The organism is Nocardioides sp. zg-1230, assembly GCF_013155335.1.
Classification (GTDB): domain Bacteria; phylum Actinomycetota; class Actinomycetes; order Propionibacteriales; family Nocardioidaceae; genus Nocardioides.
In genome coordinates this window covers 222,571-246,732 of sequence record NZ_JABJQZ010000004.1, presented here as the reverse complement: position 1 = coordinate 246,732, position 24,162 = coordinate 222,571, and the positions used below count along the sequence as shown (strand labels likewise).

Sequence of the window (24,162 nt, the reverse complement as noted above, 5' to 3'; positions counted from 1 at the left end):
CGGCGTACCAGGCCCGTCGGGTCGACTGGTCCTGAAGTTGTCGGCCCGTGCACGGCCTGACATGTTCAGCGATCCCCGGGCAGCCGGGGATTCCTGAAGATGTCGGCCCGTGCACGGCCTGACAAGCTCAGCCCAGCAGTGCGTCGACGAACGCGGCCGCGTCGAACGGCGCCATGTCGTCGGGGCCCTCGCCGAGGCCGACGAGCTTGACCGGTACGCCGAGCTCGCGCTGCACCTGCACCACGATGCCGCCCTTGGCGGACCCGTCGAGCTTGGTGAGGACGATGCCGGTCACGTCGACGATCTCGCTGAAGACGCGCGCCTGGATGAGGCCGTTCTGGCCGGTGGTCGCGTCGAGCACGAGCAGCACCTCGGTGACGTCGGCCTGCTTCTCGATGACGCGCTTGATCTTGCCGAGCTCGTCCATCAGGCCGGCCTTGTTCTGCAGGCGGCCGGCGGTGTCGACGAGCACCGTGTCGACGCCGTTGTCGACGCCGTGCTTGACCGCCTCGAACGCGACGCTGGCGGGGTCGCCGCCCTCGGGGCCGCGCACGACCTCGACGCCCACGCGCTCGCCCCAGGTGGCGAGCTGGTCGACGGCCGCGGCGCGGAACGTGTCGGCGGCGCCGAGGGTGACCGAGAGGTCCTCGGCCACCAGGATCCGGGCGATCTTGCCGACGGTGGTGGTCTTGCCGGCGCCGTTCACGCCGACGACGAGCACCACGCCCGGCTTGCCGTCGGTGCCGGTCACCTGGACGCGGCGGTCGAGGTCGGTGCCGACGAGCTCGATGAGCTCCTCGCGCAGGACCTCGCGTGCGTCGGGTGCGGTGCCTCCCTCGACCCGCAGGCGGGTGCGGAGCCGCTCCACGAGGGCCTGGGTGGGCGCGACGCCGACGTCGGCGGTGAGCAGCGTGTCCTCGATCGCCTCCCACGTGTCCTCGTCGAGGCGCTCGCGGCTGAGGAGCGCAAGCAGCCCCTTGCCGAGACCGCCCTGCGAGCGCGAGAGCCGCTGCCGCAGGCGGACGAGCCGCGATGCCGTGCTCTCCGGCTTCTCGAGGGTCGGTGCGGCCGGGGCCTCGACGACGGGCTCGGCGGTGTCGACCGCCGGCTCGGGCGGCGCCCCGGTCGCGACGTCGGTCTCGGTCGGGGGCGGCGCGATGACGTCGGTGCGACCGCTGGGCGGCTGCACCTCCTTGCGCCGGCGTCCGGACGTCAGCAGCCCGGCGAGCGTGAGCACGCCGACGACCGCGATGGCGATGATCAGATAGAGCCAGTCACCCATGGGGCCAATCCAATCAGAGGGGCACGGCGCGCCGGAGGCGGGTGAGCACCCCGGCCTCGCGACGGGTGTCCTCGGCCGCCAGCCGAGCCCGCAGCTCGTCCCGCTGGGCGACGAGGCGGTCGGCCCGCTCGCGCTCGCGCGCGAGGCGGCCCTGCGCCCTCGCGAGGTCGGCGAGCACCGCGTCGAAGGCGGCGGTCAGCCCGGACCCGGCGCCGCCGGCCAGCATCGGGGACGCCGTCCCCGCTCCCGGGTGCACGACCCACACGACCTCGTGGGGCATCAGCCGGAACCACCGCACGGCCGACTCCCCCACCAGCGCTGGCGGCGTGACCCGCACTGACGCCAGGCCCGCGTCCGCGAGGCGGGAGTCGAAGTCGTCGCCGTACCACCGCACGTGGTCGTGCTGGCCGAAGCGCCGGACGCGCTCCTCAGGCGTCGCGGAGGGGTCCTCGTCGGTCGCGACACCCATCTTGATGGGCACCTCGAGCAGCGCGATCCCGCGCGGACTGAGCACCCGCGCGATCTCCCGCATCGCCGCGCAGTCGTCCGGGACGTGCTCGAGCACGTGGTAGCAGACCAGCAGGTCGACCGAGCCGTCGCGGAGCGGGAGGTGGGTGAGGCTGGCGAGCGCGTCGACGTCGCGTGCGTCGTACCCGGCGTCCAGGCTCACCCGGCGACGGGCCTCGAGGCGGTGGAGCAGCACCTTCGACTGCCGCGAGGGTGCGATCTCGACCACCGTGTCGAGGTCGCGCAGCTCCGGCGACAGGACGCCGAGCAGGAGCGAGAGGAAGCGGTGCCGTTCCAGGCTCCCGCACCGGGGGCACTTCGCGTCAGGACGGCCGTCGGGTCCCGGTCGGAAGCCGCGGGAGACCATCGCCCCGCAGGCTGCGCAGTAGCCCTTGGGGACGTCCTGGCGGGAGCCGGTCACCTCTCGCACGCTAGTCCGCGAGCCGGCCGCCGCGAGGCGCCACGCCGGTGGTCACCGGCCTGCCGGGGTCAGACGCGGGACTCGGAGTCCTCGAGGGTCGGGAGGGCGTCGACGCCCTTGCGCATGGCGTCGCCGAGCTGCGGCGCGACCGGCATCTCCTCGCCACGGTGCGGGTAGGCGACGTAGACAGCCACGGCGGCGGCGACGAGCACGCCGAGGGACATCATCAGGACGATCGCGAGCACGGGGTTCCTCCGAGGTGGGCCGGGCGGGTCTCCTCCACGGTGGCACACGACGCGTGACCCTCGTGCATCGGCGCCTGTCACCGGCGCGTCGGGGTGAGGACGCTCACCCCTCGGGGCGGAGAAGGGGTACGACGGCCGCGCGCACGACGTCGGGCATCGGGGTCACCGGCCGCTCGCCCGCGCCGCGGGAGTTGTCGACGTACACGTGGACGAAGCGTCCCTCTGCGGCCGCCTCGTCGGACGGGCCCTGGAACAGCCCGATCCGGTAGACGATCGAGCTCGTCCCCACCTTGTCGACGACGAGCCCCATCTCGATCGGGTCGGGGAAGCCGATCTCGCGGTAGTAGCGGCACCCGGTCTCGGCGACCACACCGATCTGCGGCAGCGCGCGCACGTCGACCCCGGTCGCCTCGTAGAGGTAGGCGTTGACGGCGGTGTCGAACAGCTCGTAGTAGGTGGCGTTGTTGAGGTGGCCGTAGGCGTCGTCGTCGCGCCAGCGCGTGGTGGCGGTGCGCCAGGCGACGTAGTCGGCCCGGGTGGGTACGTCCTGTGCCACTACGCCGACTCCGCATCACGGAGGCGCTGGCTGATGACGGCGGACACCCCGTCACCGCGCATCGTGACGCCGTAGAGCGCGTCGCCGACCTCCATGGTGCGCTTCTGGTGGGTGATGACGAGCAGCTGGGAGTTCTCGCGCAGCTCCTCGTAGATCTGGAGCAGGCGGCCGAGGTTGGTGTCGTCGAGCGCCGCCTCGACCTCGTCGAGGATGTAGAACGGCGACGGCCGGGCCTTGAAGAGCGCCACCAGGAACGCGACCGCGACGAGCGACCGCTCGCCACCGGACAGCAGCGAGAGCCGCTTGACCTTCTTGCCCGGCGGCCGGGCCTCGACCTCGACGCCGGTGGTGAGCATGTCGCCGGGGTCGGTGAGGACCAGCCGGCCCTCGCCCCCGGGGAAGAGGCGGGCGAAGGTCTGGTCGAAGGCCTTCTCCACGTCGGCGTAGGCCTCGGTGAAGACCTGCTCCACGCGGGTGTCGACCTCGCGGACGATGTCGAGGAGGTCCTTGCGGGTTCGCTTGAGGTCCTCGAGCTGCTCGGTGAGGAACTTGTGCCGCTCCTCCATCGCCGAGAACTCCTCCAGCGCGAGCGGGTTGACCCGGCCGAGCATCGACAGGGCGCGCTCGGCGGACCGCAGTCGCTTGACCTGCTCCTCGCGCACGAAGGCGGTGGGCTCCGGCGGCTCCTCCCCCTCGGGCACCTCGCCGGTGAACGGGATCGGCGTGGTCGGGCCGTAATCGGAGACCAGGCCGTCGGGATCGAGCCCGAGCTCCTCCAGCGCGCGTTCCTCCAGCTGCTCGATGCGCATCTTCTGCTGGGTGCGGGCCATCTCGTCGCGGTGCACCGAGCTGACGAGCTCGTCGTGCTCGCGACCGAGGTCGCGCAGCCGGGTGCGCACGGCCATGAGCTCCTGCTCGCTCCCCTGCCGGGACTCCTCCACCGCGGCGCGCTCGTCGGCTGCCAGCATGACCGAGCGCTCGAGCTGGTGGAGGACGACGCGGACGGCGGACGACACGGCCTCTGCCGCCCGACCCTCGCGGATCAGCCGCTCGCGGCGCTCGGCGGCGCGGGCGCGCGACTCGCGCTCGGCCTGCGCGGCACGCAGGAGGGAGTCGGCCCGGCCGTGCAGCGCGCGGGCCCGCTCCTCCGCGGTGCGCAGTGCGAGGCGGGCGTCCATCTCGGCCTGCCGGGCGTCGCGGGCCGCCGCGGCGAGCCGCTCGCGCTCGGCGGTGTCGGGCTCCTCGTCGGTGACGTCCTGGGCGGCGGCGAGGCGCGCCTCGAGGTCGACGAGACCGGCGAGGGCGGCCTCGCGGGCCTCCTGCGCGGTGGCGATGGCGCGCTCGAGCCGCTCGGCCTCGCCCTTGGCGGCGCGGGCCTGCGAGCCGTACTGCCCGAGCTCCTCGGCCACCGCGGCGAGGGTGGCGTCGGACTCGTGCAGCTTGGCCAGGGCGACGTCGACGCGCTTGAGGGCGTCGTGGCGGGCGGCCTCGAGGCGGGAGATCTCGAAGCCGAGGCGCTCGGCTGAGGCGGTGGCCTCGGCGAGCTTCTCGCCGGCCTCGTCGACGGCCGCCTGGATCTCGATCAGGCTCGGCTGGCTGGTCGAGCCGCCGGCGGCGAAGTGGGCGCCGAGCAGGTCGCCCTCGCGGGTCACGGCGACGACGTCGGGGAGCTGGGAGACGAGGCCCCGGGCGGTGGGGAGGTCGTCGACGACGGCGACCTGGTGCAGCAGCCGCGCCAGCGCGGGGCGTACGTCGTCGGGCGCCGACACGACGTCGACGGCGTACGTCGCACCGTCGGGGAGGGTGGGCCAGTCGCGGTCGGCGGCCGGCGCGCCGCCCAGCAGCATCCCGGCGCGTCCGAGGTCGTCGTGCTTGAGGTGGGCGATCGCCTCGACGGCCGCGCCTGCGTCGGAGACGACCACCGCGTCGGCGGCGGCGCCGAGGGCGGCGGCGACGGCCGTCTCGTAGCCGTGGTCGACGTCGAGGAGCGCTGCCACCGAGCCCAGCAGGCCACCGACCTCGTCGGTCGCGGCGAGAAGGGCCCCGGCGCCGTCCTTGCGGTTGAGCCCGATCTCCAGCGCGTCGCGACGGGCGACGAGGCCAGCGCGCTCGCGCTCGGCCTGCTGGGCGTCCTCGCGCGCCTTGGCGAGCTGCTCCTCGATCTCGTCGAGCGCGGCCACCGCGTCCTCGTGCTCGGAGTCGAGGCCCTCCTCGCCGGCGTCGAGGCCCGCGACCCGGGTCTCGAGCGCGGTGAAGTCGCGCTGCGCCCGATCGGCGCGCGTGACGGCGTCCTCACGGGCGTCGGTGAGCCGCTGGATCTCGGCGTCGGCCGCCTCCGAGCGGGACGTGAGCGCGTTGACCTGCCCGGTGAGCCGGGCGAGCCCCTCGCGCCGGTCGGCGGCAGCGCGCTGCAGACCGGCGACGCGCTTGTCCTCCTCGGCCGCGGCCTCCTCGGCCGCGCGCTTGGCGACCACGGCGGCGTCGAGGGACGCGCGCTGCTGCTCGACCTGCTCGGCGATCTCGGCCTCCTGGCGGCGCACCCGCTCGGCCTGCGCCTCCAGGTCGTCGGGGTCGCGGCCGGAGTCGACGGTGTCGCCCTCGGCTGCCCCTGCCGCGTTGCGGATGCGCTCGTCGGCCAGCGAGGCGGTGCCGCGCAACCGCTCCTTCAGGCCGGACAGGGCGAACCAGGTCTCCTGCGCCGCGGCCAGTCGGGGCAGGTCGTCGCGCAGGGCCGCCTCGAGGCGGGCCTCCTGCTCGCGGCCGGCGGTGATCGCGGCCTCCACCTCCTCGCGACGCTCGAGAAGCACCGACTCGTCGGCGAGCTCGGACTCGAGCGCCGTGCGCGCCGTGACCAGGTCGTCGGCGAGCAGGCGGGCGCGGGCGTCGCGCACGTCGGCCTGCACGGTCTGCGCCTGGCGGGCGACCTCGGCCTGGCGCCCCAGCGGCTTGAGCTGCCGACGGATCTCCGACAGCAGGTCGGCGAGGCGGGTGAGGTTGCCGTCGGTCGCGTCGAGCTTGCGGAGCGCCTTCTCCTTGCGCTTGCGGTGCTTGAGGACGCCGGCGGCCTCCTCGATGAAGCCGCGGCGGTCCTCCGGGGTGGCGTGCAGGATCGAGTCGAGCTGGCCCTGGCCGACGATCACGTGCATCTCACGGCCGATGCCGGAGTCGCTGAGCAGCTCCTGCACGTCGAGCAGCCGGCAGCCCTGTCCGTTGATGGCGTACTCCGAGCCGCCGTTGCGGAACATCGTGCGGCTGATGGTGACCTCGGCGTAGTCGATCGGCAGCGCACCGTCGGAGTTGTCGATGGTCAGCTGCACCTCGGCGCGCCCCAGCGGCGGACGGCCGGACGTGCCGGCGAAGATGACGTCCTCCATCTTGCCGCCGCGCAGGCTCTTGGCGCCCTGCTCGCCCATGACCCAGGCCAGCGCGTCGACCACGTTGGACTTGCCCGACCCGTTGGGGCCGACGATGCAGGTGATGCCCGGCTCGAGCTGCATCGTCGTCGAGGACGCGAAGGACTTGAACCCCTTGAGGGTCAGGCTCTTCAGGTACAACGCGGGCTCCTCACCGGTCGAGAGACGGCCACTGACAACTGGGGAAGCTCAGCGCGGCTCACCCTACGACACCGGTCGCTGCCGGAGGCCGTTGCACGCGGCGTGGCACCACGCCATGCTGGGGCGATGCGGAGCCCGCTGATCGTCCTGGCCGTCCTCGCCGTGCTGCTCGCGCCCTCCCCGGTCGTCGCCGCGCCGGCACCGCCCGAGCCGCTGACGCGCCAGCAGCTGCTGACGCTCGAGGACTACGTCGTCGTCTACCCCGACGTGCGCAACCCGTCGCGCGGCGTCCACCGCTCGCCCGTCTTCGCCCCGCGCGGCTGTGACGACCAGGGTGTCGCGGTGCGCGGCAGCAGCCGGATCCAGGGTGGTCTGTCGGTCACGAGCAGGCGCCGGTCGGTGTCGCTGATCGACCAGAACCTCGTCCGCTTCGACTCCGTGCGTCAGGCCCGCGACCTCGTGAAGCGCTACCGCGACTTCAGCAAGCGGTGCGTGGGTGACGTGGACACCGACGACGGCGAGGGCGGCGACGTGCTCCTGAAGAACCGGGCGTGGTTCCCGCCGGTCGTCGGCGACGAGTCCGCCGGGATGCTGATCGGCTGGTTCTCGCGGGGCGCGGTCGACTGGCGCCGCGTGCTGGTGGTGCGCACCGGCCGCACCGTGTCGGTGCTCGACGTGAGCTTCACCGACGTACGTCCCCCGCAGCGCGGTGTGCTCGCCCTGGGCCGGCTCGCGGTCGACCGCGTGCGCTGACCGGGCTCAGAGCTCGCGCCTCATCTGCTGGGCCGTGACCGCGTAGCCGGACGCCTCGTAGAGCCGGATCGCGGCGGTGTTGTCGCCGAACACGTTGAGCGCCATCGACGTGGCGCCGAGGTCGCGGGCGGCGGCGTGCAGGGCGTCGAGCAGCTCGCGGCCCAGGCCGCGTCCGCGGTGGTCGGCGTCGAGGCTGATGTCGTAGATCCAGGCCGAGACACCCGAGGCACGCTGCCGCAGCTCGATCCACCCCATGCCGACAGCCTGGTCGTCCACCACCGCGGTCCACAGGTGCATGTCCGTGCTCGCGAGGCCGTCGGGGAGCAGCTGGGCGAACTCCCCCGCCGACTGCGCCATGGCGGCCTCGAGGTCGAGGTCGCGCGACTTCGCGATGTCCGCGGCGTAGTCCCGCACCGACTGGGCGCGCCAGGCGTCGTACTCCTCCTGCATCATCGGACGCAACGACAGGTCAGGCACGGTCGAGGACGTCCTCCAGCGCCGCCAGCACGAGGAGCACGGCGTCGGGGCGGGCGTTGCGGCCCATGAGGCCGATGCGCCACACGCTGGTGGCGTGCTCCCCCGCGCCTGCGCCGATCTCGATGCCGTGGCGCTCGAGCAGCTCCTTGCGCACGCCGGCGGAGTCCACGCCGTCGGGCACCCGGACCGTGGTGAGCTCCGGCAGACGGCTCCCCTCGGCGGCGAAGAGCTCGAGGCCCATCTCCTGCAGGCCCGCCTGCAGCGTGTCGCCCGCCTCCTGGTGGCGCGCCCACACGGCGTCGAGGCCCTCGTCGAGGATCCGGGTCAGGCCGCCGTGGAGGCTGGCGACCATCGCGGTGGGCGCGGTGTGGTGGTAGGTGCGCTGCCCGCCCTTGACGCCCGCCTCGCCGACGTAGCCGCCGAGCATGCCGAGGTCGAGGTACCACGAGCGCGGCTTCTCGACGCGGCGCTCGAAGGCACGGTCGTTGATGGTGAACGGCGCCAGGCCGGGCGCGACGCCCAGGCACTTCTGCGTGCCGGCGTAGCCGATGTCGACACCCCAGTCGTCGGCGCGCAGCTCGATGCCGCCGATCGAGGTGACCGCGTCGGTGAGGAGCAGGGCGTCGCCCTTGCCGGCTCCGAGCGCGGCGATGTCGGAGCGGACGCCGGTCGACGTCTCGGCGTGGACGGCAGCGATGATGGCGGGCGACGGGTGCGCGGACAGGACGCGGTCGACATCGACCGGCTGGCCCCAGTCGTGCTCGACCGCGACGACCTCGGCGCCGCAGCGGGCGGCGACGTCGGTCATCCGCTGGCCGAAGAGTCCGTTGACCGCGACCACGACGACGTCGCCGGGGTGGACGGTGTTGACGAACGCCGCCTCCATGCCTGCCGAGCCCGTGGCACTGAGCGGCAGCGTGCGCGCGTTGTCGGTGCCCCAGACCGTGCGGAGCATGTCGCAGGTCTCGTCCATGATCCGGAGGAACTCCGGGTCGAGGTGCCCGAGCAGCGGCTCGGCCAGGGCACGGGTGGCCTCCGGGTAGGGGTTGGAGGGGCCCGGACCGAAGAGGTGGCGCTCGCGGATCATGAAGCCGACCGTAGACCCACCCCGGCAGCCGATGGGCTTCACAGGACGGCCCCGGGGTTGAGGATGCCGGCCGGGTCGAGTGCGTCCTTGATCCGTCTCGACAGCGCCATCACGTCCTCTCCGAGCTGGTCGGGCAGCGCCGACTTCTTGGTGCGACCCACGCCGTGCTCCCCGGTGATGGTGCCGCCGAGGCGGATGGCGGCCTGGAGGATGTCCTCGAAGGCAGCGCGCGCCCGGCGCTCGGAGTCCGCGTCGGCGGCGTCGTAGACGATGATCGGGTGGGTGTTGCCGTCGCCGGCGTGGGCGACGGTCGGGATCTCGACGTCGTGCCGCGCGGCGATCTCGGTCACCGCGGCCAGCAGGTCCGGGAGCAGCGGCACCGCCGCCCCGACGTCCTCGAGCAGCAGGCTGCCGCGGGCCTCGACCGCCGGGAACGCCATGCGCCGGGCCTCGACGAACATCTCGCCCTCGGCCGGGTCGTCGGTGAGGACGACCTCGGTCGCCCCGGCCGCGACGCAGGCCGCCTCCACGGCCGCGATCTCGGCGACGCGGGCATCGCCCGGGGCGTCGGACTGCACGACCAGCAGTGCCCCCGCCGTCCGGTCGAGACCACGCGGTGAGAAGTCCTCGACGGCGTTGATCGTGGCCCGGTCCATCAGCTCCATCATCGAGGGCCGCAGCGTACGGCGTACGGCGACGACGGCCTCGGCCGCAGCCACCACCGAGGCGAACGACGCCACGAGCGTCGCGGGCGGGAGGGGCAGTGGGACCAGGCGAAGGATCGCCCGTGTGACGATGCCGAGCGTGCCCTCCGACCCCACGAAGAGCTTGAGCAGCGAGAGACCGGCGACGTCCTTGATCCGCTTGCCGCCGAGGGTGATGAGCGTGCCGTCTGCGAGGACCACGTCGAGGCCGAGGACGTAGTCGGTGGTGACGCCGTACTTCACGCAGCACAGGCCACCGGCGTTGGTGGCGACGTTGCCGCCGATCGAGCAGATCTCGTACGACGACGGGTCAGGCGGGTACCAGAGGCCGTGCTCACGCGAAGCGGCCTTCACCTCGGCGTTGAAGGCACCCGGCTCGACGAGGGCGACCTGGCAGTCGGTGTCGATCTCGATCGCCCGCATCCGCTCGAGGCTGAGCACGATGCCGCCGTCGACGGCGCTGGCACCTCCCGACAGGCCCGACCCGGCACCGCGCGGCACGACCGGCACGCCGTGCGCGGCCGCCCACCGCACCGCGACCTGCACCTGGACGGCGTCCTCGGCGCGCACGACCGCGACCGGGGTGCCGGCACCGGTGTCGCGCGACCAGTCGTGGCGGTAGGTGTCGACGGTGGCCGGGTCGGTCGCCACGACACCTTCCGGCAGGGACTCCACGAGCTCGGCGAGGGCATCCACGCGCCCATCGTGGCACGCCGTGCGGGGACCGGGACCCCGACGACCTAGGGTCGGCAGGCATGAGAGCCGCACGCCGCGCCCGGATCGTGGGCGACGCCGACCTCGGGCAGGGACGGTGCCTGGAGATCGGCCCGCTGGCCAACCCGGTCGTCAGCCCGGACGTCGCCGACGTGCGCTACGTCGACGTCGTCGACCGGGCGGGCCTGGTCGCCCACTACGACGGCAACCCGGCCGTCGACCCCGACGCGATCCCCGAGCAGCACTTCTGGCTCACCCGGCCCGACGGCACCGTGTCCACGCTCGCGGAGGCGGTCGCCGAGGACGCGCCCTTCCAGCACGTCGTGGCCAGCCACGTCATCGAGCACGTGCCCGACATGCTCGGCTGGCTGCGCGACGTCGCGCAGGTGCTGACCTGGGACGGCGCGCTGCTCCTGGCGATCCCGGACCGCCGCTACTGCTTCGACGTGCACCGCGCCCCCACGACCGTCGGCCAGGTGGTCCAGGCCCACCTCGACGGCGACCGCACACCGTCGGTGCGCGCGGTGCTCGACCACTTCATGCGGGCCGTCGACCACCCGGCCGAGCAGGCGTGGGCCGGCGTGCCGCCCCCGACGCAGGGCCTGCACCCGATCGACGACGTCCGCCGCCACCTCGCCCGGCAGCAGGCCGGTGAGTACGTCGACTGCCACGTCTGGCCGCTGACGCCGCGAGGCTTCGCCGACCTGATGGACGACCTGCTCGCCCTCGGCCAGGTGGACTTCGCCGTCGAGCGGCTCACCGCCACGCGGGTGGGCGAGCAGGAGTTCTACGCCACCCTGCGACGTCTCGACCGCAGGCGCGAGCCGGCGGTGGCCGCCGAGGAGGCACGGGCAGCGCTCGCCGGGGTGCGCGCCGAGCTGCCCGACGAGGCACCGGTCGCGAGCGAGGACGACGTGGTGCCCGCGCACCAGCTGGCCGACGTGGAGCGGCGGCTGGCGGAGACGCGCGAGCGGCTCGCCCGGGTGCGGGCCGCACGCGACCGCGCGCGACGCCAGCGCGACCGCGCGGTGCAGGCAGCACAGGCCGCGCCCGCCGACCGGACCGGGCCGCTCGCTCGGCTCGAGCGGCGCCTGCGCCGCCCCTGACCTCGGGTCAGGCCGCGGCGGTCGCGGCCTCGTCGGCGTGGGCGATCTGCGCGAGCGAGCGCCACACCAGCGCGAGCGTGATGCCCGAGCCCACGAAGGCGAACCACCACGGCGCGGTCAGCCCCCACTCCCGGGCGATGAGGCCCCCGAGCAGCCCACCCAGGAGCATGCCGCCCATCACGCAGACCATGTAGACCGAGCCGACGCGCCCCTGGAGCTCGCTGGGCACGGCGCGCTGGCGCACCGCCTGCGACAGCGTGCCCCACACGAAGGCGTACGCGCCGAAGCAGAACATCAGGGGGTACGCCGCCCACGGCGAGGTCGTGAGCGCCATGGCGAGGTGGAACAGCACCTCGGCCAGCAGCACCGCGCGCATCAGCGTGGCCAGGGGCACGAGCCGCTCGAGGCGGCCGTAGGAGAACGTCCCGAGCAGGCCGCCGAGCGCGGCCGCCGTGGTGAGCAGGCCGAACCCGGCCTCCTCGATCCCGACGCGCTCGAGGGCCCACAGGACGAGCACCGACCAGGGAGCCGCCCAGGTGACGTTGAAGACCACGATGATCACGGCCAGCGTGCGCACGGGCGGGTTGCCCATCAGCCAGCGCAGCCCGTCGACGATGTCCTGCCGGACGTGGGTGTCGACGTCGCCGCGCACGGCGCCCGGCGGCGTACCGATCCGGGACACGAGCACCACCCCTGCTGCGATGCAGACGACGGTGAGGACGAACGGCCACACCATGCCGACCGAGAAGAGCAGGGCGCCGACCGCCGGTCCGACGAGCTGGTTGCCGGTGATCATGCCCGCCATGAGCCGCGAGTTGGCGATGCCGAGGTCGCGCTTCTCGACCAGCATCGGCGTGAGCGTGCCCGCGGTGGCGTCGACAAAGGTCTCGGCGGTGCCGAGCGCGAGCATCGCCGCGATGACCAGCGCGATGTTGACCTGACCGGTGGCGATGACGACGCACAGCCCGGCCAGCACGAGCCCGCGCACCGCGTTGGCGGTCATGATCACCAGGCGCCGGTCCAGCCGGTCGGCGAGCGCCCCGGCGACCAGTCCGATCAGCAGCCACGGCACCTGCAGCGCGATCATGGCCGCCGCGACCAGCAGCGGGTCGCGGGTCTGGGAGGCGACGAGCAGCGGACCCGCCGCGATGAGCACGCCGTCGCCGAGGTTGGTCACCCATGACGACCCGACGAGCCATCGGAACCCGGTGCCGAGCCGGTGGGGGAAGACGGTCTCGACGAGGCGGCTCACAAGCACGTGAGCCTACGTGCGCGGCCGTCTCGCCGCACCGCGACATCCGGGTGCGGGTCAGGCGGGGCAGGTCAGGCGGGTTGGAGGTCCTCGACCAGCAGCTCCGCCTCACGCGCGGCGGTCGCGAGCCGGTCGTTCTCGGCCTGCAGGCGCAGCACGAGCGCCTCCAGGTCGTCGACGCGTCGGCGGAGCCGGCTGTTCTCGACGGCGAGGACGGACGTGGTCCGTACGTCGCTGTTCACATGACCCAACAGCGCCTTGGCCATGGGGAGCCTTTCGAGGGGACGGGGCGACCGACGATCCGGCCGTCTACCAGAGTCCCACTGCGGCGGGCCGGGGTCAATCCGCTCGGCGCACCGGCCGGGCCCGCGGCGGCCGCTGGCAGCGCGGGCAGAAGAACGACGACCGGTTCATGAACGCCACCCGGCGGATCGGTGTGCCGCAGCGCCGGCACGGCTCCCCCTCCTGGCCGTAGGCGTCGAGCGACCGGTCGAAGTAGCCGGACTCGCCGTTGACGTTGACGTAGAGGGCGTCGAACGACGTGCCGCCCTGGGCGAGGGCCTCCCCCATCACGTCGCGGACGTGGCCGAGCAGCTCGCGCAGCACGGGTCCGGTGAGCCGGTCGCCCGGTCGCTCACCGTGCAGGCGCGCGCGCCACAACGCCTCGTCCGCGTAGATGTTGCCGACCCCGGAGACGAGGCCTTGGTCGAGCAGGAGCCGCTTGACGGCGGACGTACGTCGTCGCGCGCGGCGCACGAACTCGTCGTCGTCGAACGCCGGGTCGATCGGGTCCCGCGCGATGTGCACGATCTCCGTCGGCAGGTCCGCGCCCCCCGCCGAGACGACGAGGCCGCCGAACATGCGCTGGTCGACGAAGCGCATCTCGAGGGGACGTCCCTCGGCGGTGCGCAGGCCGAACCGGACCCGCAGGTGGCGCTCGTCGGGCGCACCGGGCTCGTGGAGGAGCATCTGCCCGCTCATCCCGAGGTGGCCCAGCAGTGCATCGCCGTTGGCGAACGCCAGCCAGAAGTACTTGCCGCGGCGGCGGACCGCCTCGACGCGCTGCCCGTCGAGGGCTGCGACGAAGCCGGTCGACCCGCGGTGGTCGCGGCGGACGGGCCGGGCATGGAGCACCTCGACGGCCTCGATGGTGGCGCCGACGACGTGGCGCTCGAGGCCGGCGCGGACGACCTCGACCTCGGGGAGCTCGGGCACGGCTCAGGCGTCGGAGGCGGTGACGACCGGTGCGGTCTCCGGTGCAGGCCGGCCGTCGACGTGGGCGGCAGCCTTGATCTCGCGGTAGGCGGTCTCGGCGGCGCCCTGCTCGGCCTCCTTCTTGGAGCGGCCGGTGCCGTTGCCGAGGACCTGCTCGCCGACGCGCACGCGCGCGACGAAGGTCTTCATGTGGTCGGGGCCGTCGTCCTCGATGAGGTACTCCGGCACGCCGAGCCCGAGGTCGGCGGAGAGCTCCTGGAGGGAGGTCTTCCAGTCGAGGCCGGCACCCATCGACGCCGCGGCCTCCATCACCGGGTCGAAGAGCAGGTGGACGACCTTGGCGGCCTCGTCGATGCCGCCGCTCAGGTGGATCGCGCCGATGACCGCCTCGACGGTGTCGGACAGGATCGAGGCCTTGTCGCGACCGCCGGTGGTCTCCTCGCCGCGACCCAGCTTGATGTGCTGGCCGAGACCGATCTGCCGGGCGACGTCGGCCAGCGCTCGCGCGTTGACGACCGCGGCCCGCAGCTTGGCCAGCCGGCCCTCGCTGAAGTCGGGGTGCGCGCGGTAGAGCGTCTCGGTGACCACGACCCCGAGCACGGAGTCCCCGAGGAACTCCAGGCGCTCGTTGGTCGGGATCTGCCCGTTCTCGTAGGCGAACGAGCGGTGGGTCAGGGCACGCTGCAGCAGCTCGGGATCCAGGACCGGATCACCGAGCGCTGCGCGGAGCTCGTCGGTGGTCAGAGGACCTGGCGACGGTCGGCCTTGGCGCCGTACTGGCCGCACTGGCCGCACGCACGGTGCGGGAGGTGCTTGGAGCCGCAGGCGGGGTTGGCGCACGTCACGAGGGTCGGCGCGACGGCCTTCCACTGCGAACGGCGGTGGCGCGTGTTGCTGCGCGACATCTTCCGCTTCGGAACAGCCATGGTGTGTCTCCTGGTTACGTGTGGCTTGCTTGCTTCTCCGCCGGGGATTTCCGGTGGAGTCAGTCTCGGGTGTCCTGCTGGATCTGCTGGAGCCCCGCCCAGCGCGGGTCGATCGGCGCGTCGTGCGCGTGGTCCGGGTCGTCCGCGAGTCGCGCACCGCACTCGGTGCACAATCCCGGGCAATCGTCCATGCACAGCGGCTGGAACGGTAGTGCGAGCACCACCGCGTCCCGCAGCAGGGGCTCGAGGTCGAGCAGGTCGTCCTCGAGCTGGCTGGTCTCGTCGTCGAGGTCACGGTCGTCGTTCTCCGTGGCCCTGTCGTGCTGGTCGGGGTAGACGTAGAGCTCCTGGAGCGTCACGTGGACCTCGTCCTCGATCGGTTCCAGGCACCGTACGCACTCCCCCTCGAGCGCGGCCGTGGCCGTGCCCGTGAGCAGCACGCCCTCCATGACCGCCTCCAGCCGCAGGTCGAGCTCGACCGGCGATCCTTCGGGGACAGCGAGGACTTCGATGCCAAGTCGTGCTGGCGCCGGAACGGAGAGCTCGAGCTCACGCTGGGACCCCGGGCGGCGGCCGAGCTCGCGAGTATCGAGCACGAGCGGCGCCCTCGGGTCCAGGCTGTTCACGTCGAGCTCCCACATCTGGACACCAACACAACCTCGGAATCGTATCCGCCGCCCCACCGACGGGGCAAAACGAGTGGCGGGTGGGGTCTCCCCCAGGGTGTCACGACGTGCGCTCGGCCAGCCGTGCCACGAGCTGCTCGCGGACCGGCTCGGGGACCAGGCCGCGTACGTCGCCGCCGAGCGCGGCGACCTCCCTGATCAGGCTGGAGGAGACGAACGCGTTGCCGACCGCGCCGGGGAGGAAGACGGTCTCGACCGCGGTGAGGTGGGCGTTCATCTGCGCCATCGGCAGCTCGTACTCGTAGTCACCCGCCCCACGGAGGCCCTTCACGATCGCCACCGCCTCGAGCTCGCGGCAGAAGTCGACGATGAGGCCGTCGAACCCGGCGACCCGCACGTTGGCGATCCCCGCGGTGGTCTCGCGCAGCATCGCGATGCGCTCGTCGGGGGTGAACAGCCTGTTCTTGCTCATGTTGACGCCGACGGCGACGACCACCTCGTCGAAGAGCGACGCGGCTCGGGTGACGATGTCGAGGTGGCCGTTGGTCACCGGGTCGAAGGACCCGGGGCAGACAGCGCGACGCACGGGCGTCCTTCCATTGAGTGGAGGCTCTGGTCCCGTCTCGGGATCAGGGGGCCGGGGTGGCGTGACCGTACCAAAGCGCGGTCTCGCCGTAGCGCTTCGTGCGCTCCTCCACGGTGCCGGGCGGCCAGGTGAGGATGGTGCGCTTCGCCGCTCGCTCGACCACGACGAGCGCGCCGGGGACGAGCCAGCCGTGGGCGACCAGCGCGACCAGGTCGGCGTCGACGTCCGCGTCGGACATCGGGTAGGGCGGGTCGGAGAAGACGATGTCGTAGGGCGCGGCGGGCGGCGAGGACAGGAACGTGGCCACCGAGGCCGCCACCACCCGGGCCTTGGAGAAGCCGAGGGTGGCTGCGTTGCGGGTGATGAGCGCGGCCGTGCGCCGGTCGTGCTCGACCATCGTCACCACCCCCGCACCGCGCGACCACGCCTCGAGGCCGACCGCGCCCGATCCGGCGTAGAGGTCGAGGAAGCGCAGCCCGTCGAGCGAGCCGGTGCGCGACTCGATGGCTGAGAAGAGCGCCTCGCGCACACGGTCGCTCGTGGGACGGGTCGTCTGTCCGCGCGGCGTCTCCAGCCGCCGGCCCCCCGCCGATCCCCCGATGATCCGAGTCATGTCCCCGTGCTGTGCCCTTCTCCGTCCAGCTCTTGTCCCAGCACTCGTCTCAGCCCTTGTCCAGGTAGGCCGACGCCGCTGAACGCTCCACCTCGGCGACGGCGTCGGCCAGGTCGGGCGCCCCTGCGAGCGCAGGATCCTCGGAGAGTAGCGCCTCTGCGGCGTTTCGGGCGCGGACGATCGTCTTCTCGTCGCGCAATACCCGAAGTGTGACGAGGCCGGACCTGAACCCCGACTGATGGGCGCCGAGCACGTCACCCTCGCGACGCTGCTCGAGGTCGACGCGGCTCAGCTCGAAGCCGTCGGTGGTCGACGCGACGGCGTCGAGGCGGTCGCGGGCGGGAGTGCCGAGTTCGGCGTGGGAGACCAGCAGGCACAGCCCGGGCAGGCCGCCCCGGCCGACGCGACCGCGCAGCTGGTGCAGCTGCGAGACACCGAACCGGTCGGCGTCGAGGAGCACCATCGCCGTGGCGTTGTGGACGTCGACCCCGACCTCGATGACCGTGGTGGAGACCAGCACGTCGATGTCGCCGGCCGCGAAGGCCCGCATCGTGCGGTCCTTGTCGTCGGGCGTCATGCGTCCGTGCAGGACAGCCGTGCGGAGCCCGGCCAGCGGGCCCGACGCGAGCTCGGCGTGGACGTCCTCGACCGCGGCGAGCGGGCGTCGGGGCGTGATGTCGGCGCCGTCCTCGTCGAAGTCGAGCTGGTCGGTCTCGCCCTCCTCGCCGGCGTCGCCGGAGATGCGGGGGCACACGACGTAGGTCTGGTGCCCGCGCTCGACCTCCTCGCGCACCCGCTGCCAGACCCGGTCGATCCACGAGGGCTGGTCGGCGAGGGGCACGACGTTGGTCTGGATCGGCGCGCGGCCGGCCGGGAGCTCCGCGAGGACGGACGTCTCGAGGTCGCCGAAGACGGTCATCGCGACCGTGCGCGGGATCGGGGTGGCCGTCATGACGAGCACGTGGGGCGGCGTGCCGGCCTTGTCGGTGAGCGCCGCACGCTGCTCGACGCCGAAGCGGTGCTGCTCGTCGACGACGACCAGGCCGAGGTCGGCGAACTCCACCCTGTCCTCGAGGAGGGCGTGGGTGCCGATCACGATGCCGGCCTCGCCGGTGACGATGCGCAGCATCGCCTCCTGCCGGGCCGCCTTGCCCATCGACCCGGTGAGCAGCACGACCTGGGTGGCGTCGGCGTCACCGCCGAGCATGCCTCCCTGCGCGAGGTCGCCGAGCATCGCGGAGATCGACCGGTGGTGCTGCTGGGCGAGCACCTCGGTGGGGGCGAGGAGCGCGGCCTGCCCCCCGGCATCGACCACCTGCAGCATCGCGCGGAGCGCGACCAGCGTCTTGCCCGACCCGACCTCGCCCTGCAGGAGCCGGTTCATCGGGTGGTCGCGGCCCAGCTCCTCGGCGACCAGGTCGCCGATCTCGCGCTGGCCACCGGTGAGCTCGAACGGCAACCGCGCGTCGAAGGCGTCCAGCAGCCCGTCGTCACGGCGGGCGCGGGCCTGCGCGCCCTGGGCGCGGTGGGCCGCCCGGCGCCGGGCGAGGACGAGCTGGAGCACGAGCGCCTCCTCGAAGCGGAACCGCTTCTGGGCGGCGCCGACCTGCTTCCAGTCGTCAGGGGCGTGGATCCAGCGCAGCGCCTGCATCACGTCGAGGACCCCGAACCGCTCACGCAGCTCGGGGGTGAGCAGGTCGGGAACCCCGGTGACGAGGTCGAGCGCGGCTGTGACGACCTTCTGCAGGTCCCACGAGTAGAGCTTGGCGGTGAGGGGGTAGATCGGGAGGAGCTTGCTCAGCGAGACCGCCTCGTCGCCGTCGAGGGTGAAGCCGTGGGGCTGCTCGAGCTGCCAGCTGCCGCGGAACTGCTTCGCCTTGCCGGTGAAGATCGCCCGGCTGCCGGGGCGGAACTGCGCCTCGTGGCGGTCGGCCTGGTTGGCGTAGGGGCTGAACAGCGTGACGGAGAAGTCGGGACCGTCCGTGCGCAGGCGCACCGTCGTACGGAACTGGCGGCGGTTGCCGCTGAAGAAGGACGCGCTCTCGCAGGACCGGACCTCGCCGACGATCGTCAGCTGCTCACCCACGACCGGTGTGGCGACCTCCGACAGCTCGGTGGCGGCGACGTAGCGGCGCGGGAAGTGGCGCAGCAGGTCGCCGACCGTCTCGAGCCCGAGGCCCTCCTCGGCCAGCTTGCGCTTCTTGTGGCTGTTGCCGAACACCGCGCCGATCGGGCTGTCCGGGGTGATCGCGACCATGCGGTGATCCTGCCCGTCACTCGACGCTGACGAGCAGCGGGTAGCGCGGCTGGCCGCCGTCGTGGACCGCGACGTCGACGGTCGGGTGCCGCTGCTCCACCCGCGCCGCGACCCGGTCGGCGAGCTCGACCCCGCCCTCGCCGGAGACGATCGTGACCAGCTCGCCGCCGCCCGCGAGCAGCCGCTCGAGCACCTCGTCGGCCACCGTCTCGAGGTCGGTGCCCACGACCGCGAAGTCGCCGGCGATCACGCCGAGCGCGTCGCCCGGCTCGCACGGGCCGGCCATCGTGATCGCCCGGCGGGCGGCGACGGTGACCGCGCCGTGGCGGACGTGGCGGGCCGTCGCCGTCATCTCCCGGACGTCGGCGTCGAAGGTGCGGCCGGGTTCGTGCACCGAGATGGCGGCCAGTCCCTGCACCTGAGCCTGGGTCGGGATGACCTCGACCACGACGTCGTGCTCCGCCTCGGCCGTGCGGGCCGCGATCTCGGCGGCTCGCACGGTGTCGCCGTCGTTGGGCAGCAGCACGATCTCGGCGGCGCCGCACGACTCGATGGCCTCGAGGAGCTGGCCGGTGGAGGGGCGCCGCCCCGGCCCTCCGCTGACCACGACCGCGCCCGCCGACTCGAACAGCGCGGTCAGTCCAGGGCCCGCGGCGACCGCCACGACCTGGCGCCCGGTGCGGGTCGAGACCCGCTGCCGCCCGGCGGCGACCTGGTCGGCGAAGTGGGTGACGCGGATGCGGTGCGGGCGCCCGGCACCGATCCCCGCCTCGATGGCGGCACCGACGTCGTCGACGTGCACGTGGACGTTCCACAGGCCGTCGCCACCGACCACGACGAGGCTGTCGCCGAGCCCGGCGAGGGTGGCGCGCAGCTCGGCGACGTGCTGGTCGTCCGCGTCGAGGAGGTACATCACCTCGTAGCCCGGGCCGTCCTCGGTGAGGTCGTCGCCGGCGAGGGCGGTCGCCACCGGGATGTGGTGGGTGCCGATCGGCGCCGACCACGGCGTGGGCCGCCGCCCGGTCGCGGTGGTCTCCACGGCGTCGAGGACGACGCACAGCCCCCGACCGCCCGCGTCGACGACCCCGGCGTGGGCCAGCACGTCGAGCTGCTCGGGGGTGCGGGCGAGGGCGTCGCGGGCGGCGGCTGCCGCGGCGGTGAAGACGTCACGCGTGCGCGCTCCCCGGCCGGCCGCCTCGAGCGCGGCGTCGGAGGCGGCGCGCGACACGGTCAGCATCGTGCCCTCGACCGGCGCGCCCACGGCGGCGTAGCTGGCCTCGGTGGCCTCGGCCATCGCCGCGGCGATCGTCTCGGCCGGCTTGTCGGCGATCGCCGCGCCCGCGAGGTGGTGCACGTAGGCACGCAGCATCTGACTGAGGATCACACCGGAGTTGCCGCGGGCGCCCATGAGCGCGGCGCGGGCGAGCACCGCCATGCCGTCACCGAGGGAGAGGTCCGGGTCGCTCCCCCGGGCCTCGCGCAGCGCGTCGCGGGCGGCCGAGACCGTGAGGAACATGTTGGTGCCGGTGTCACCGTCGGGCACCGGGTAGACGTTGAGCGCGTCGATCTCCTCGCGGGCCGAGGACAGGGCGTCGGTCGCGATCTCGACGAACCGCGCGACGCCGTCCAGCGTGATGCCGTGGGTGACGTGCTCCATCGCGTCGGTCTGCTCCCGGTGTCTGCTGGATGTGGTGGTGCGGCTGCCTCGTCGTACGATGTGGTGCGCGCCACAGGGTAGTGCCCGGCACCCACGGCCCCTGCGATTTCATCTCGCCGCCAGTCCTCGGCTACTCTTGCGCGGTTGCCTGCTGCCGCTTCTGGTGGTGCGGGCCTCCAAGACATCAACCTCGAACGGATCGGAGTGCACGGTGGCTGCCGTCTGCGACATCTGCGCCAAGAAGCCGGGCTTCGGAAACAACCGTCCCTGGTCGCGCAAGATCACCAAGCGTCGTTTCAACCCCAACATCCAGCGCGTCCGGGCGACCGTGAACGGCACGCCCAAGCGCCTCAACGTCTGCACCGGCTGCCTCAAGGCCGGCAAGGTCTCGCGCTGACCTGACGTCTTCTTCGCCGAAGCCCCCGTCGCTGATGCGGCGGGGGCTTCGTCGTGCTTCCGAGATCTTTTCCGGGGCCCGCCCCTTCGGGGACTCCCCGCTCATGCAGGGAGTCCGTCACTTCGAGGGGGTTGTGCACCCCCCGAGGTGTCGGACTCCCCCGCCAGGTCGATGAGCTGCCCGCCGCTGCGCCTCCCGGAACTCGTCGCCGCCCGGCGTCAGAAGTGGGTCCAGCCGGTCGAGCCGTCGTAGGGCGCACCGTCGACGGTGACGCCCTCGCCCTCGGTCACCTCGCCGACGACCTGCCAGCCGGCCGGGACGGAGGCCGCGTCGGGGAAGGTCGCCAGCAGCGAGTGGTCGTCACCGCCGCCGAGGATGAACTGGAGCGGGTCGGCGCCGAGCGCCGCGCCGACCGCCTGGAGCGGCTCGGGGATCTCGAAGGCGCCGGCGCGTACGTCGATGGCGACGCCGCTGGCCTCCGCGAGGTGGCCGGCCTCGGCGAGGAGGCCGTCGGAGATGTCGATCAGGGCCGTCGCACCCGCCTCGGCCGCCACCTTGCCCGCGCCGTACGGCGGCTCCGGTCGGCGGTAGGCCTCGACGAGCACCCGCGGGGAGCGGAAGCCGCGGCCGAGGACCGCGAGGCCGCCTGCGGCCCACCCCTGGCGGCCCGTGAGCGCGAGCACGTCGCCCGGCTGGGCGCCGGAGCGCAGGACGGGCGCCTGGGTGCACTGGCCGAGCACGGTGACGGCGATCATCACCTGGTCAGCGCGGGTGACGTCGCCGCCGACGACGGTGGCGCCGACGCTCGCGCACTCCTCGGCGAAGCCGCGGGCGAAGTCCAGTGCCCAGGCGACCGGGAGGTCGGCGGGAGCGGCGAGGCCGATCGTGAGGTGTCGCGCGGTGCCGCCCATGGCGTTGACGTCGGAGAGGTTCTGCGCCGCCGCCCGGTGGCCGACGTCGTCGGCGCCGGCCCAGTCGCGGCGGAAGTGCCGGCCCTCGACCATCAGGTCGGTGGAGACCACGACGTGGCCGTGCTTGATGCGCAGCACGGCGGCGTCGTCCCCTGGCCCGACGAGCACGTGCTCGTCCCCCTCGAAGATCTCCACGAGCTCGGAGATCAGGCCGAACTCGCCTGCCTCGCCGAGGGTTGCGTCCGCTGCCAGTGCCATGGACCCATCCCACCAGACGAGGGCCGTGACCACTGTCACCCATCCCCTGTCGGGGCCGGCGCGCGGCGCGGTAGGTTGGCCCGGTCACACCCGCTGAAGAGACCGAGGAGTCCACGATGGTCGTCCAGGCCTACATCCTGATCCAGACCGACGTCGGCAAGGCCGCCGAGGTGGCCAAGGCCATCGCCCAGGTCAACGGCGTCACGCTCGCCGAGGACGTCACCGGTCCCTACGACGTGATCGTCCGTGCCGAGGCCAAGAACGTCGACGAGCTGGGCAAGCTCGTCGTCTCCAAGGTGCAGAACCTCGACGGCATCACCCGCACGCTCACCTGCCCGGTCGTCCACATCTGAGCCGTCCGGCCCACGTGCACCTGCGTCGACGCCTCGGTCCGTCCTCGGGCCGGGGCGTCGTCGCGTCCGGGGCCGCCCTCGCGGCGCTCGCCCTGGCGGGGTGCAGCAGCACCCCGACCATCGACTCCGGCGACCTCTCCGGCTCCGACCTGGCCGCGTGCGAGTCCCTGGTCGCCGACCTCCCCGACACGCTCGCCGGCCAGGAGCGGCGCGAGGTCGAACCGGCCGACGCGCTGGGGGCAGCCTGGGGCGATCCGGCGTACGTCCTCACCTGCGGGGTCCCCGAGCCCGACGACTACGAGCCGACCGCCGAGTGCAACGTCATCGACGGCGTCGGGTGGTACGTCCCCGACGACCAGCTCTCCGACCTGTCGGTGGACGCCACCCCGATCGCCCTGAGCCTGAGGCCCTATGTCGAGGTCTCGGTGCCGGCGGACTACCGCACCGAGGGCATCGACCGGGCGCTGGCCGAGCTCGCGCCCGCGCTCGAGGAGCACCTCGGCAAGGGGCTCTCCTGCCTCTGACGCTGACGAGCCTCAGCGCAGGCCGGTGTCGCGACGCAGCGCGAGCTGGACGAGCCGGTCGACGAGGTCGGGGTACGACATGCCGGCGGCGGCCCACATCTGCGGGTACATGGAGGTCGGGGTGAAGCCCGGCATCGTGTTGAGCTCGTTGATGACCAGCGAGCCGTCGGGCATCACGAAGAAGTCGACGCGCGCGAGGCCCTCGCACGACAGCGCCTCGAAGGCACGCACGGCCATCGCCCGCAGCTGCTGCTCGGTCTCGGCGGGCAGGTCGGCGGGGATGTCGATCTCGGTGTGCTGGTCGGCGAGGTACTTGGCCTCGAAGTCGTAGAACTCGTGGTCGCCGCCGGTGCGCACCTCGCCGGGCCGCGAGGTCTCCGGCGGACCCTCGAGCGTGCCGAGCACGCCGCACTCGACCTCGCGCCCGCCCTCCATCGACTGCTCGACGAGCACCTTGGGGTCGTGGCGGAACGCCTCCTCGAGCGCCTCGTCGATCTCCGAGGCGTCGTGGACCTTGCTGATGCCCATGCTCGACCCGGCGCGGGCGGGCTTGGCGAAGGACGGGAAGCCGAGCTCCTCGACCCGGGCGCGTACGCCGACCGCGTCCTGCTCGTGCTCCGTGCGGGTGACGACGATGCCGGGGGTGACGGGGAGCCCGGCGGCCTGCAGGACGACCTTCATGTAGGCCTTGTCCATGCCGATCGCGGAGGCGAGCACCCCGGAGCCGACGTAGCGCACGCCGGCCATCTCGAGCATCCCCTGCAGGGTGCCGTCCTCGCCCCACGGGCCGTGGAGCAGCGGGAAGACCACGTCGATTTCGCCGATCACGGAGGGGACGCTGGCCGGTTCTGCCACGACGAGGTCAGTGCCGGTGGCGGCGCCCATCAGCGCCACCGGTGACCGGCCGGCGTCGACCTGAGGCAGGTCGTTGCCGCGGATCGCGAGGCGGGTGGGCTCGTCGCTCTCGAGCACCCACCGCCCGTCGGGGGCGATCCCGACCGGCACGACGTCGTACGCCTCCCGGTCGATCGCGGCCAGCACGCTGCCCGCGGTCACGCACGAGATGCCGTGCTCGGAGGAGCGACCGCCGAAGACGACGGCGACGCGCGGCTTGCGGCTGGTGGGGTCGACGGTCTTGTCAGGGGAGGTGTGGTTCATCGCCTCGACCCTATCCACCTACG

At 73.2% G+C, this 24,162-nt stretch carries 25 protein-coding genes; 5 read left to right on the top strand and 20 right to left on the bottom strand.

What is annotated here, in order from left to right; genetic code table 11:
* Positions 1-127: 127 nt before the first annotated feature.
* The 5 genes from ftsY to smc all read right to left on the bottom strand — a co-directional run bounded on the left by ftsY (position 128) and on the right by smc (position 6,565).
* The gene (ftsY, locus tag HOO61_RS13080; RefSeq protein WP_172259154.1) at positions 128-1,282 is read right to left on the bottom strand and encodes a signal recognition particle-docking protein FtsY; all 1,155 of its coding nucleotides are present in this window, start codon (positions 1,280-1,282) and stop codon (positions 128-130) included.
* A 13-nt stretch (positions 1,283-1,295) separates the two neighbouring features.
* Positions 1,296-2,210: a class I SAM-dependent methyltransferase gene (locus HOO61_RS13075; RefSeq protein WP_172259153.1), complete on the bottom strand. Its 915-nt coding sequence runs from the start codon at positions 2,208-2,210 to the stop codon at positions 1,296-1,298.
* A 68-nt stretch (positions 2,211-2,278) separates the two neighbouring features.
* The gene (locus HOO61_RS13070) at positions 2,279-2,455 is read right to left on the bottom strand and encodes a hypothetical protein (RefSeq protein WP_172259152.1); all 177 of its coding nucleotides are present in this window, start codon (positions 2,453-2,455) and stop codon (positions 2,279-2,281) included.
* A 103-nt stretch (positions 2,456-2,558) separates the two neighbouring features.
* Positions 2,559-3,011, bottom strand: a complete 453-nt coding sequence (locus HOO61_RS13065; RefSeq protein WP_172259151.1) for a thioesterase family protein — start codon at positions 3,009-3,011, stop codon at positions 2,559-2,561.
* Positions 3,011-6,565, bottom strand: a complete 3,555-nt coding sequence (gene smc / locus HOO61_RS13060) for a chromosome segregation protein SMC (protein WP_172259150.1) — start codon at positions 6,563-6,565, stop codon at positions 3,011-3,013. Before smc ends, HOO61_RS13065 begins: the two co-directional genes overlap by 1 nt.
* A gap of 126 nt (positions 6,566-6,691) precedes the next feature.
* On the opposite strand from smc, the gene HOO61_RS13055 reads away from it, so the two are divergent.
* Complete coding sequence (locus HOO61_RS13055) at positions 6,692-7,318, top strand: hypothetical protein (RefSeq protein ID WP_172259149.1); 627 nt, start codon at positions 6,692-6,694, stop codon at positions 7,316-7,318.
* Positions 7,319-7,324: 6 nt separating this feature from the next.
* Here the strand turns inward: HOO61_RS13055 and HOO61_RS13050 are convergent, their stop codons facing one another.
* Genes HOO61_RS13050 through HOO61_RS13040 form a run of 3 tightly spaced genes read right to left on the bottom strand, consistent with a single transcriptional unit; the run spans position 7,325 to position 10,282 of the window.
* The gene (locus tag HOO61_RS13050) at positions 7,325-7,795 is read right to left on the bottom strand and encodes a GNAT family N-acetyltransferase (protein WP_172259148.1); all 471 of its coding nucleotides are present in this window, start codon (positions 7,793-7,795) and stop codon (positions 7,325-7,327) included.
* Positions 7,788-8,882 (bottom strand): alanine--glyoxylate aminotransferase family protein, encoded by a 1,095-nt coding sequence (locus tag HOO61_RS13045; RefSeq protein ID WP_172259147.1) that lies wholly within the window; start codon positions 8,880-8,882, stop codon positions 7,788-7,790. The genes HOO61_RS13050 and HOO61_RS13045 overlap by 8 nt, the downstream gene beginning before the upstream one ends.
* Positions 8,883-8,920: 38 nt before the next feature.
* Positions 8,921-10,282, bottom strand: a complete 1,362-nt coding sequence (locus HOO61_RS13040) for an FAD-linked oxidase C-terminal domain-containing protein (RefSeq protein WP_172259146.1) — start codon at positions 10,280-10,282, stop codon at positions 8,921-8,923.
* Positions 10,283-10,341: 59 nt separating this feature from the next.
* On the opposite strand from HOO61_RS13040, the gene HOO61_RS13035 reads away from it, so the two are divergent.
* A complete protein-coding gene (locus tag HOO61_RS13035) occupies positions 10,342-11,406 on the top strand; it encodes a bifunctional 2-polyprenyl-6-hydroxyphenol methylase/3-demethylubiquinol 3-O-methyltransferase UbiG (RefSeq protein WP_172259145.1) in 1,065 nt (354 codons plus the stop codon).
* A gap of 7 nt (positions 11,407-11,413) precedes the next feature.
* Here the strand turns inward: HOO61_RS13035 and HOO61_RS13030 are convergent, their stop codons facing one another.
* From HOO61_RS13030 to HOO61_RS12985, 10 genes are all read right to left on the bottom strand, one after another.
* Positions 11,414-12,658: an MFS transporter gene (locus HOO61_RS13030; RefSeq protein WP_172259144.1), complete on the bottom strand. Its 1,245-nt coding sequence runs from the start codon at positions 12,656-12,658 to the stop codon at positions 11,414-11,416.
* Positions 12,659-12,729: 71 nt separating this feature from the next.
* On the bottom strand, positions 12,730-12,924 hold the full coding sequence (locus HOO61_RS13025) for a hypothetical protein (protein WP_172259143.1): 195 nt from the start codon (positions 12,922-12,924) through the stop codon (positions 12,730-12,732).
* A gap of 73 nt (positions 12,925-12,997) precedes the next feature.
* Positions 12,998-13,873 (bottom strand): bifunctional DNA-formamidopyrimidine glycosylase/DNA-(apurinic or apyrimidinic site) lyase, encoded by an 876-nt coding sequence (mutM, locus tag HOO61_RS13020; protein ID WP_172259142.1) that lies wholly within the window; start codon positions 13,871-13,873, stop codon positions 12,998-13,000.
* Between the two features lie 3 nt (positions 13,874-13,876).
* A complete protein-coding gene (rnc, locus tag HOO61_RS13015) occupies positions 13,877-14,617 on the bottom strand; it encodes a ribonuclease III (RefSeq protein WP_216658948.1) in 741 nt (246 codons plus the stop codon).
* Complete coding sequence (rpmF, locus tag HOO61_RS13010) at positions 14,614-14,799, bottom strand: 50S ribosomal protein L32 (RefSeq protein ID WP_129454709.1); 186 nt, start codon at positions 14,797-14,799, stop codon at positions 14,614-14,616. The genes rnc and rpmF overlap by 4 nt, the downstream gene beginning before the upstream one ends.
* Before the next feature lie 59 nt (positions 14,800-14,858).
* On the bottom strand, positions 14,859-15,425 hold the full coding sequence (locus tag HOO61_RS13005; RefSeq protein ID WP_367650151.1) for a DUF177 domain-containing protein: 567 nt from the start codon (positions 15,423-15,425) through the stop codon (positions 14,859-14,861).
* Between the two features lie 100 nt (positions 15,426-15,525).
* Positions 15,526-16,011 (bottom strand): pantetheine-phosphate adenylyltransferase, encoded by a 486-nt coding sequence (coaD, locus tag HOO61_RS13000; protein ID WP_172259139.1) that lies wholly within the window; start codon positions 16,009-16,011, stop codon positions 15,526-15,528.
* Positions 16,012-16,054: 43 nt separating this feature from the next.
* On the bottom strand, positions 16,055-16,624 hold the full coding sequence (rsmD, locus tag HOO61_RS12995) for a 16S rRNA (guanine(966)-N(2))-methyltransferase RsmD (RefSeq protein ID WP_172259138.1): 570 nt from the start codon (positions 16,622-16,624) through the stop codon (positions 16,055-16,057).
* 49 nt (positions 16,625-16,673) lie between these two features.
* The gene (locus HOO61_RS12990; RefSeq protein ID WP_172259137.1) at positions 16,674-18,881 is read right to left on the bottom strand and encodes an ATP-dependent DNA helicase RecG; all 2,208 of its coding nucleotides are present in this window, start codon (positions 18,879-18,881) and stop codon (positions 16,674-16,676) included.
* 16 nt (positions 18,882-18,897) lie between these two features.
* Positions 18,898-20,538, bottom strand: coding sequence for a DAK2 domain-containing protein (locus tag HOO61_RS12985; RefSeq protein WP_172259136.1), 1,641 nt, complete (start codon positions 20,536-20,538; stop codon positions 18,898-18,900).
* A gap of 211 nt (positions 20,539-20,749) precedes the next feature.
* Between HOO61_RS12985 and rpmB the strand changes: the two genes are divergently transcribed.
* Positions 20,750-20,935: a 50S ribosomal protein L28 gene (gene rpmB / locus HOO61_RS12980; RefSeq protein ID WP_056602600.1), complete on the top strand. Its 186-nt coding sequence runs from the start codon at positions 20,750-20,752 to the stop codon at positions 20,933-20,935.
* Positions 20,936-21,153: 218 nt separating this feature from the next.
* On the opposite strand, the gene HOO61_RS12975 is transcribed toward rpmB, so the two are convergent.
* Entirely contained in the window at positions 21,154-22,104 is a 951-nt protein-coding gene (locus HOO61_RS12975) for a thiamine-phosphate kinase (protein ID WP_172259135.1), read from the bottom strand.
* Between the two features lie 116 nt (positions 22,105-22,220).
* Between HOO61_RS12975 and HOO61_RS12970 the strand changes: the two genes are divergently transcribed.
* Both HOO61_RS12970 and HOO61_RS12965 read left to right on the top strand, forming a co-directional pair.
* A complete protein-coding gene (locus HOO61_RS12970) occupies positions 22,221-22,457 on the top strand; it encodes an Lrp/AsnC family transcriptional regulator (protein ID WP_135840790.1) in 237 nt (78 codons plus the stop codon).
* A gap of 14 nt (positions 22,458-22,471) precedes the next feature.
* Positions 22,472-22,981, top strand: a complete 510-nt coding sequence (locus tag HOO61_RS12965; RefSeq protein ID WP_216658892.1) for a DUF3515 domain-containing protein — start codon at positions 22,472-22,474, stop codon at positions 22,979-22,981.
* A gap of 12 nt (positions 22,982-22,993) precedes the next feature.
* On the opposite strand, the gene HOO61_RS12960 is transcribed toward HOO61_RS12965, so the two are convergent.
* Positions 22,994-24,139, bottom strand: a complete 1,146-nt coding sequence (locus HOO61_RS12960; protein ID WP_172259134.1) for a D-alanine--D-alanine ligase family protein — start codon at positions 24,137-24,139, stop codon at positions 22,994-22,996.
* Positions 24,140-24,162: the final 23 nt, after the last annotated feature.

Coding starts and splice junctions, on each gene's coding strand:
- ftsY (WP_172259154.1), bottom strand. CDS start 1,282: ATGGGTGACTGGCTCTATCTGATCATCGCCATCGCGGTCGTCGGCGTG.
- HOO61_RS13055 (WP_172259149.1), top strand. CDS start 6,692: ATGCGGAGCCCGCTGATCGTCCTGGCCGTCCTCGCCGTGCTGCTCGCG.
- HOO61_RS13045 (WP_172259147.1), bottom strand. CDS start 8,882: ATGATCCGCGAGCGCCACCTCTTCGGTCCGGGCCCCTCCAACCCCTAC.
- HOO61_RS13035 (WP_172259145.1), top strand. CDS start 10,342: ATGAGAGCCGCACGCCGCGCCCGGATCGTGGGCGACGCCGACCTCGGG.
- HOO61_RS13025 (WP_172259143.1), bottom strand. CDS start 12,924: ATGGCCAAGGCGCTGTTGGGTCATGTGAACAGCGACGTACGGACCACG.
- rpmF (WP_129454709.1), bottom strand. CDS start 14,799: ATGGCTGTTCCGAAGCGGAAGATGTCGCGCAGCAACACGCGCCACCGC.
- rsmD (WP_172259138.1), bottom strand. CDS start 16,624: ATGACTCGGATCATCGGGGGATCGGCGGGGGGCCGGCGGCTGGAGACG.
- HOO61_RS12990 (WP_172259137.1), bottom strand. CDS start 18,881: ATGGTCGCGATCACCCCGGACAGCCCGATCGGCGCGGTGTTCGGCAAC.
- HOO61_RS12985 (WP_172259136.1), bottom strand. CDS start 20,538: ATGGAGCACGTCACCCACGGCATCACGCTGGACGGCGTCGCGCGGTTC.
- HOO61_RS12975 (WP_172259135.1), bottom strand. CDS start 22,104: ATGGCACTGGCAGCGGACGCAACCCTCGGCGAGGCAGGCGAGTTCGGC.
- HOO61_RS12970 (WP_135840790.1), top strand. CDS start 22,221: ATGGTCGTCCAGGCCTACATCCTGATCCAGACCGACGTCGGCAAGGCC.
- HOO61_RS12960 (WP_172259134.1), bottom strand. CDS start 24,139: ATGAACCACACCTCCCCTGACAAGACCGTCGACCCCACCAGCCGCAAG.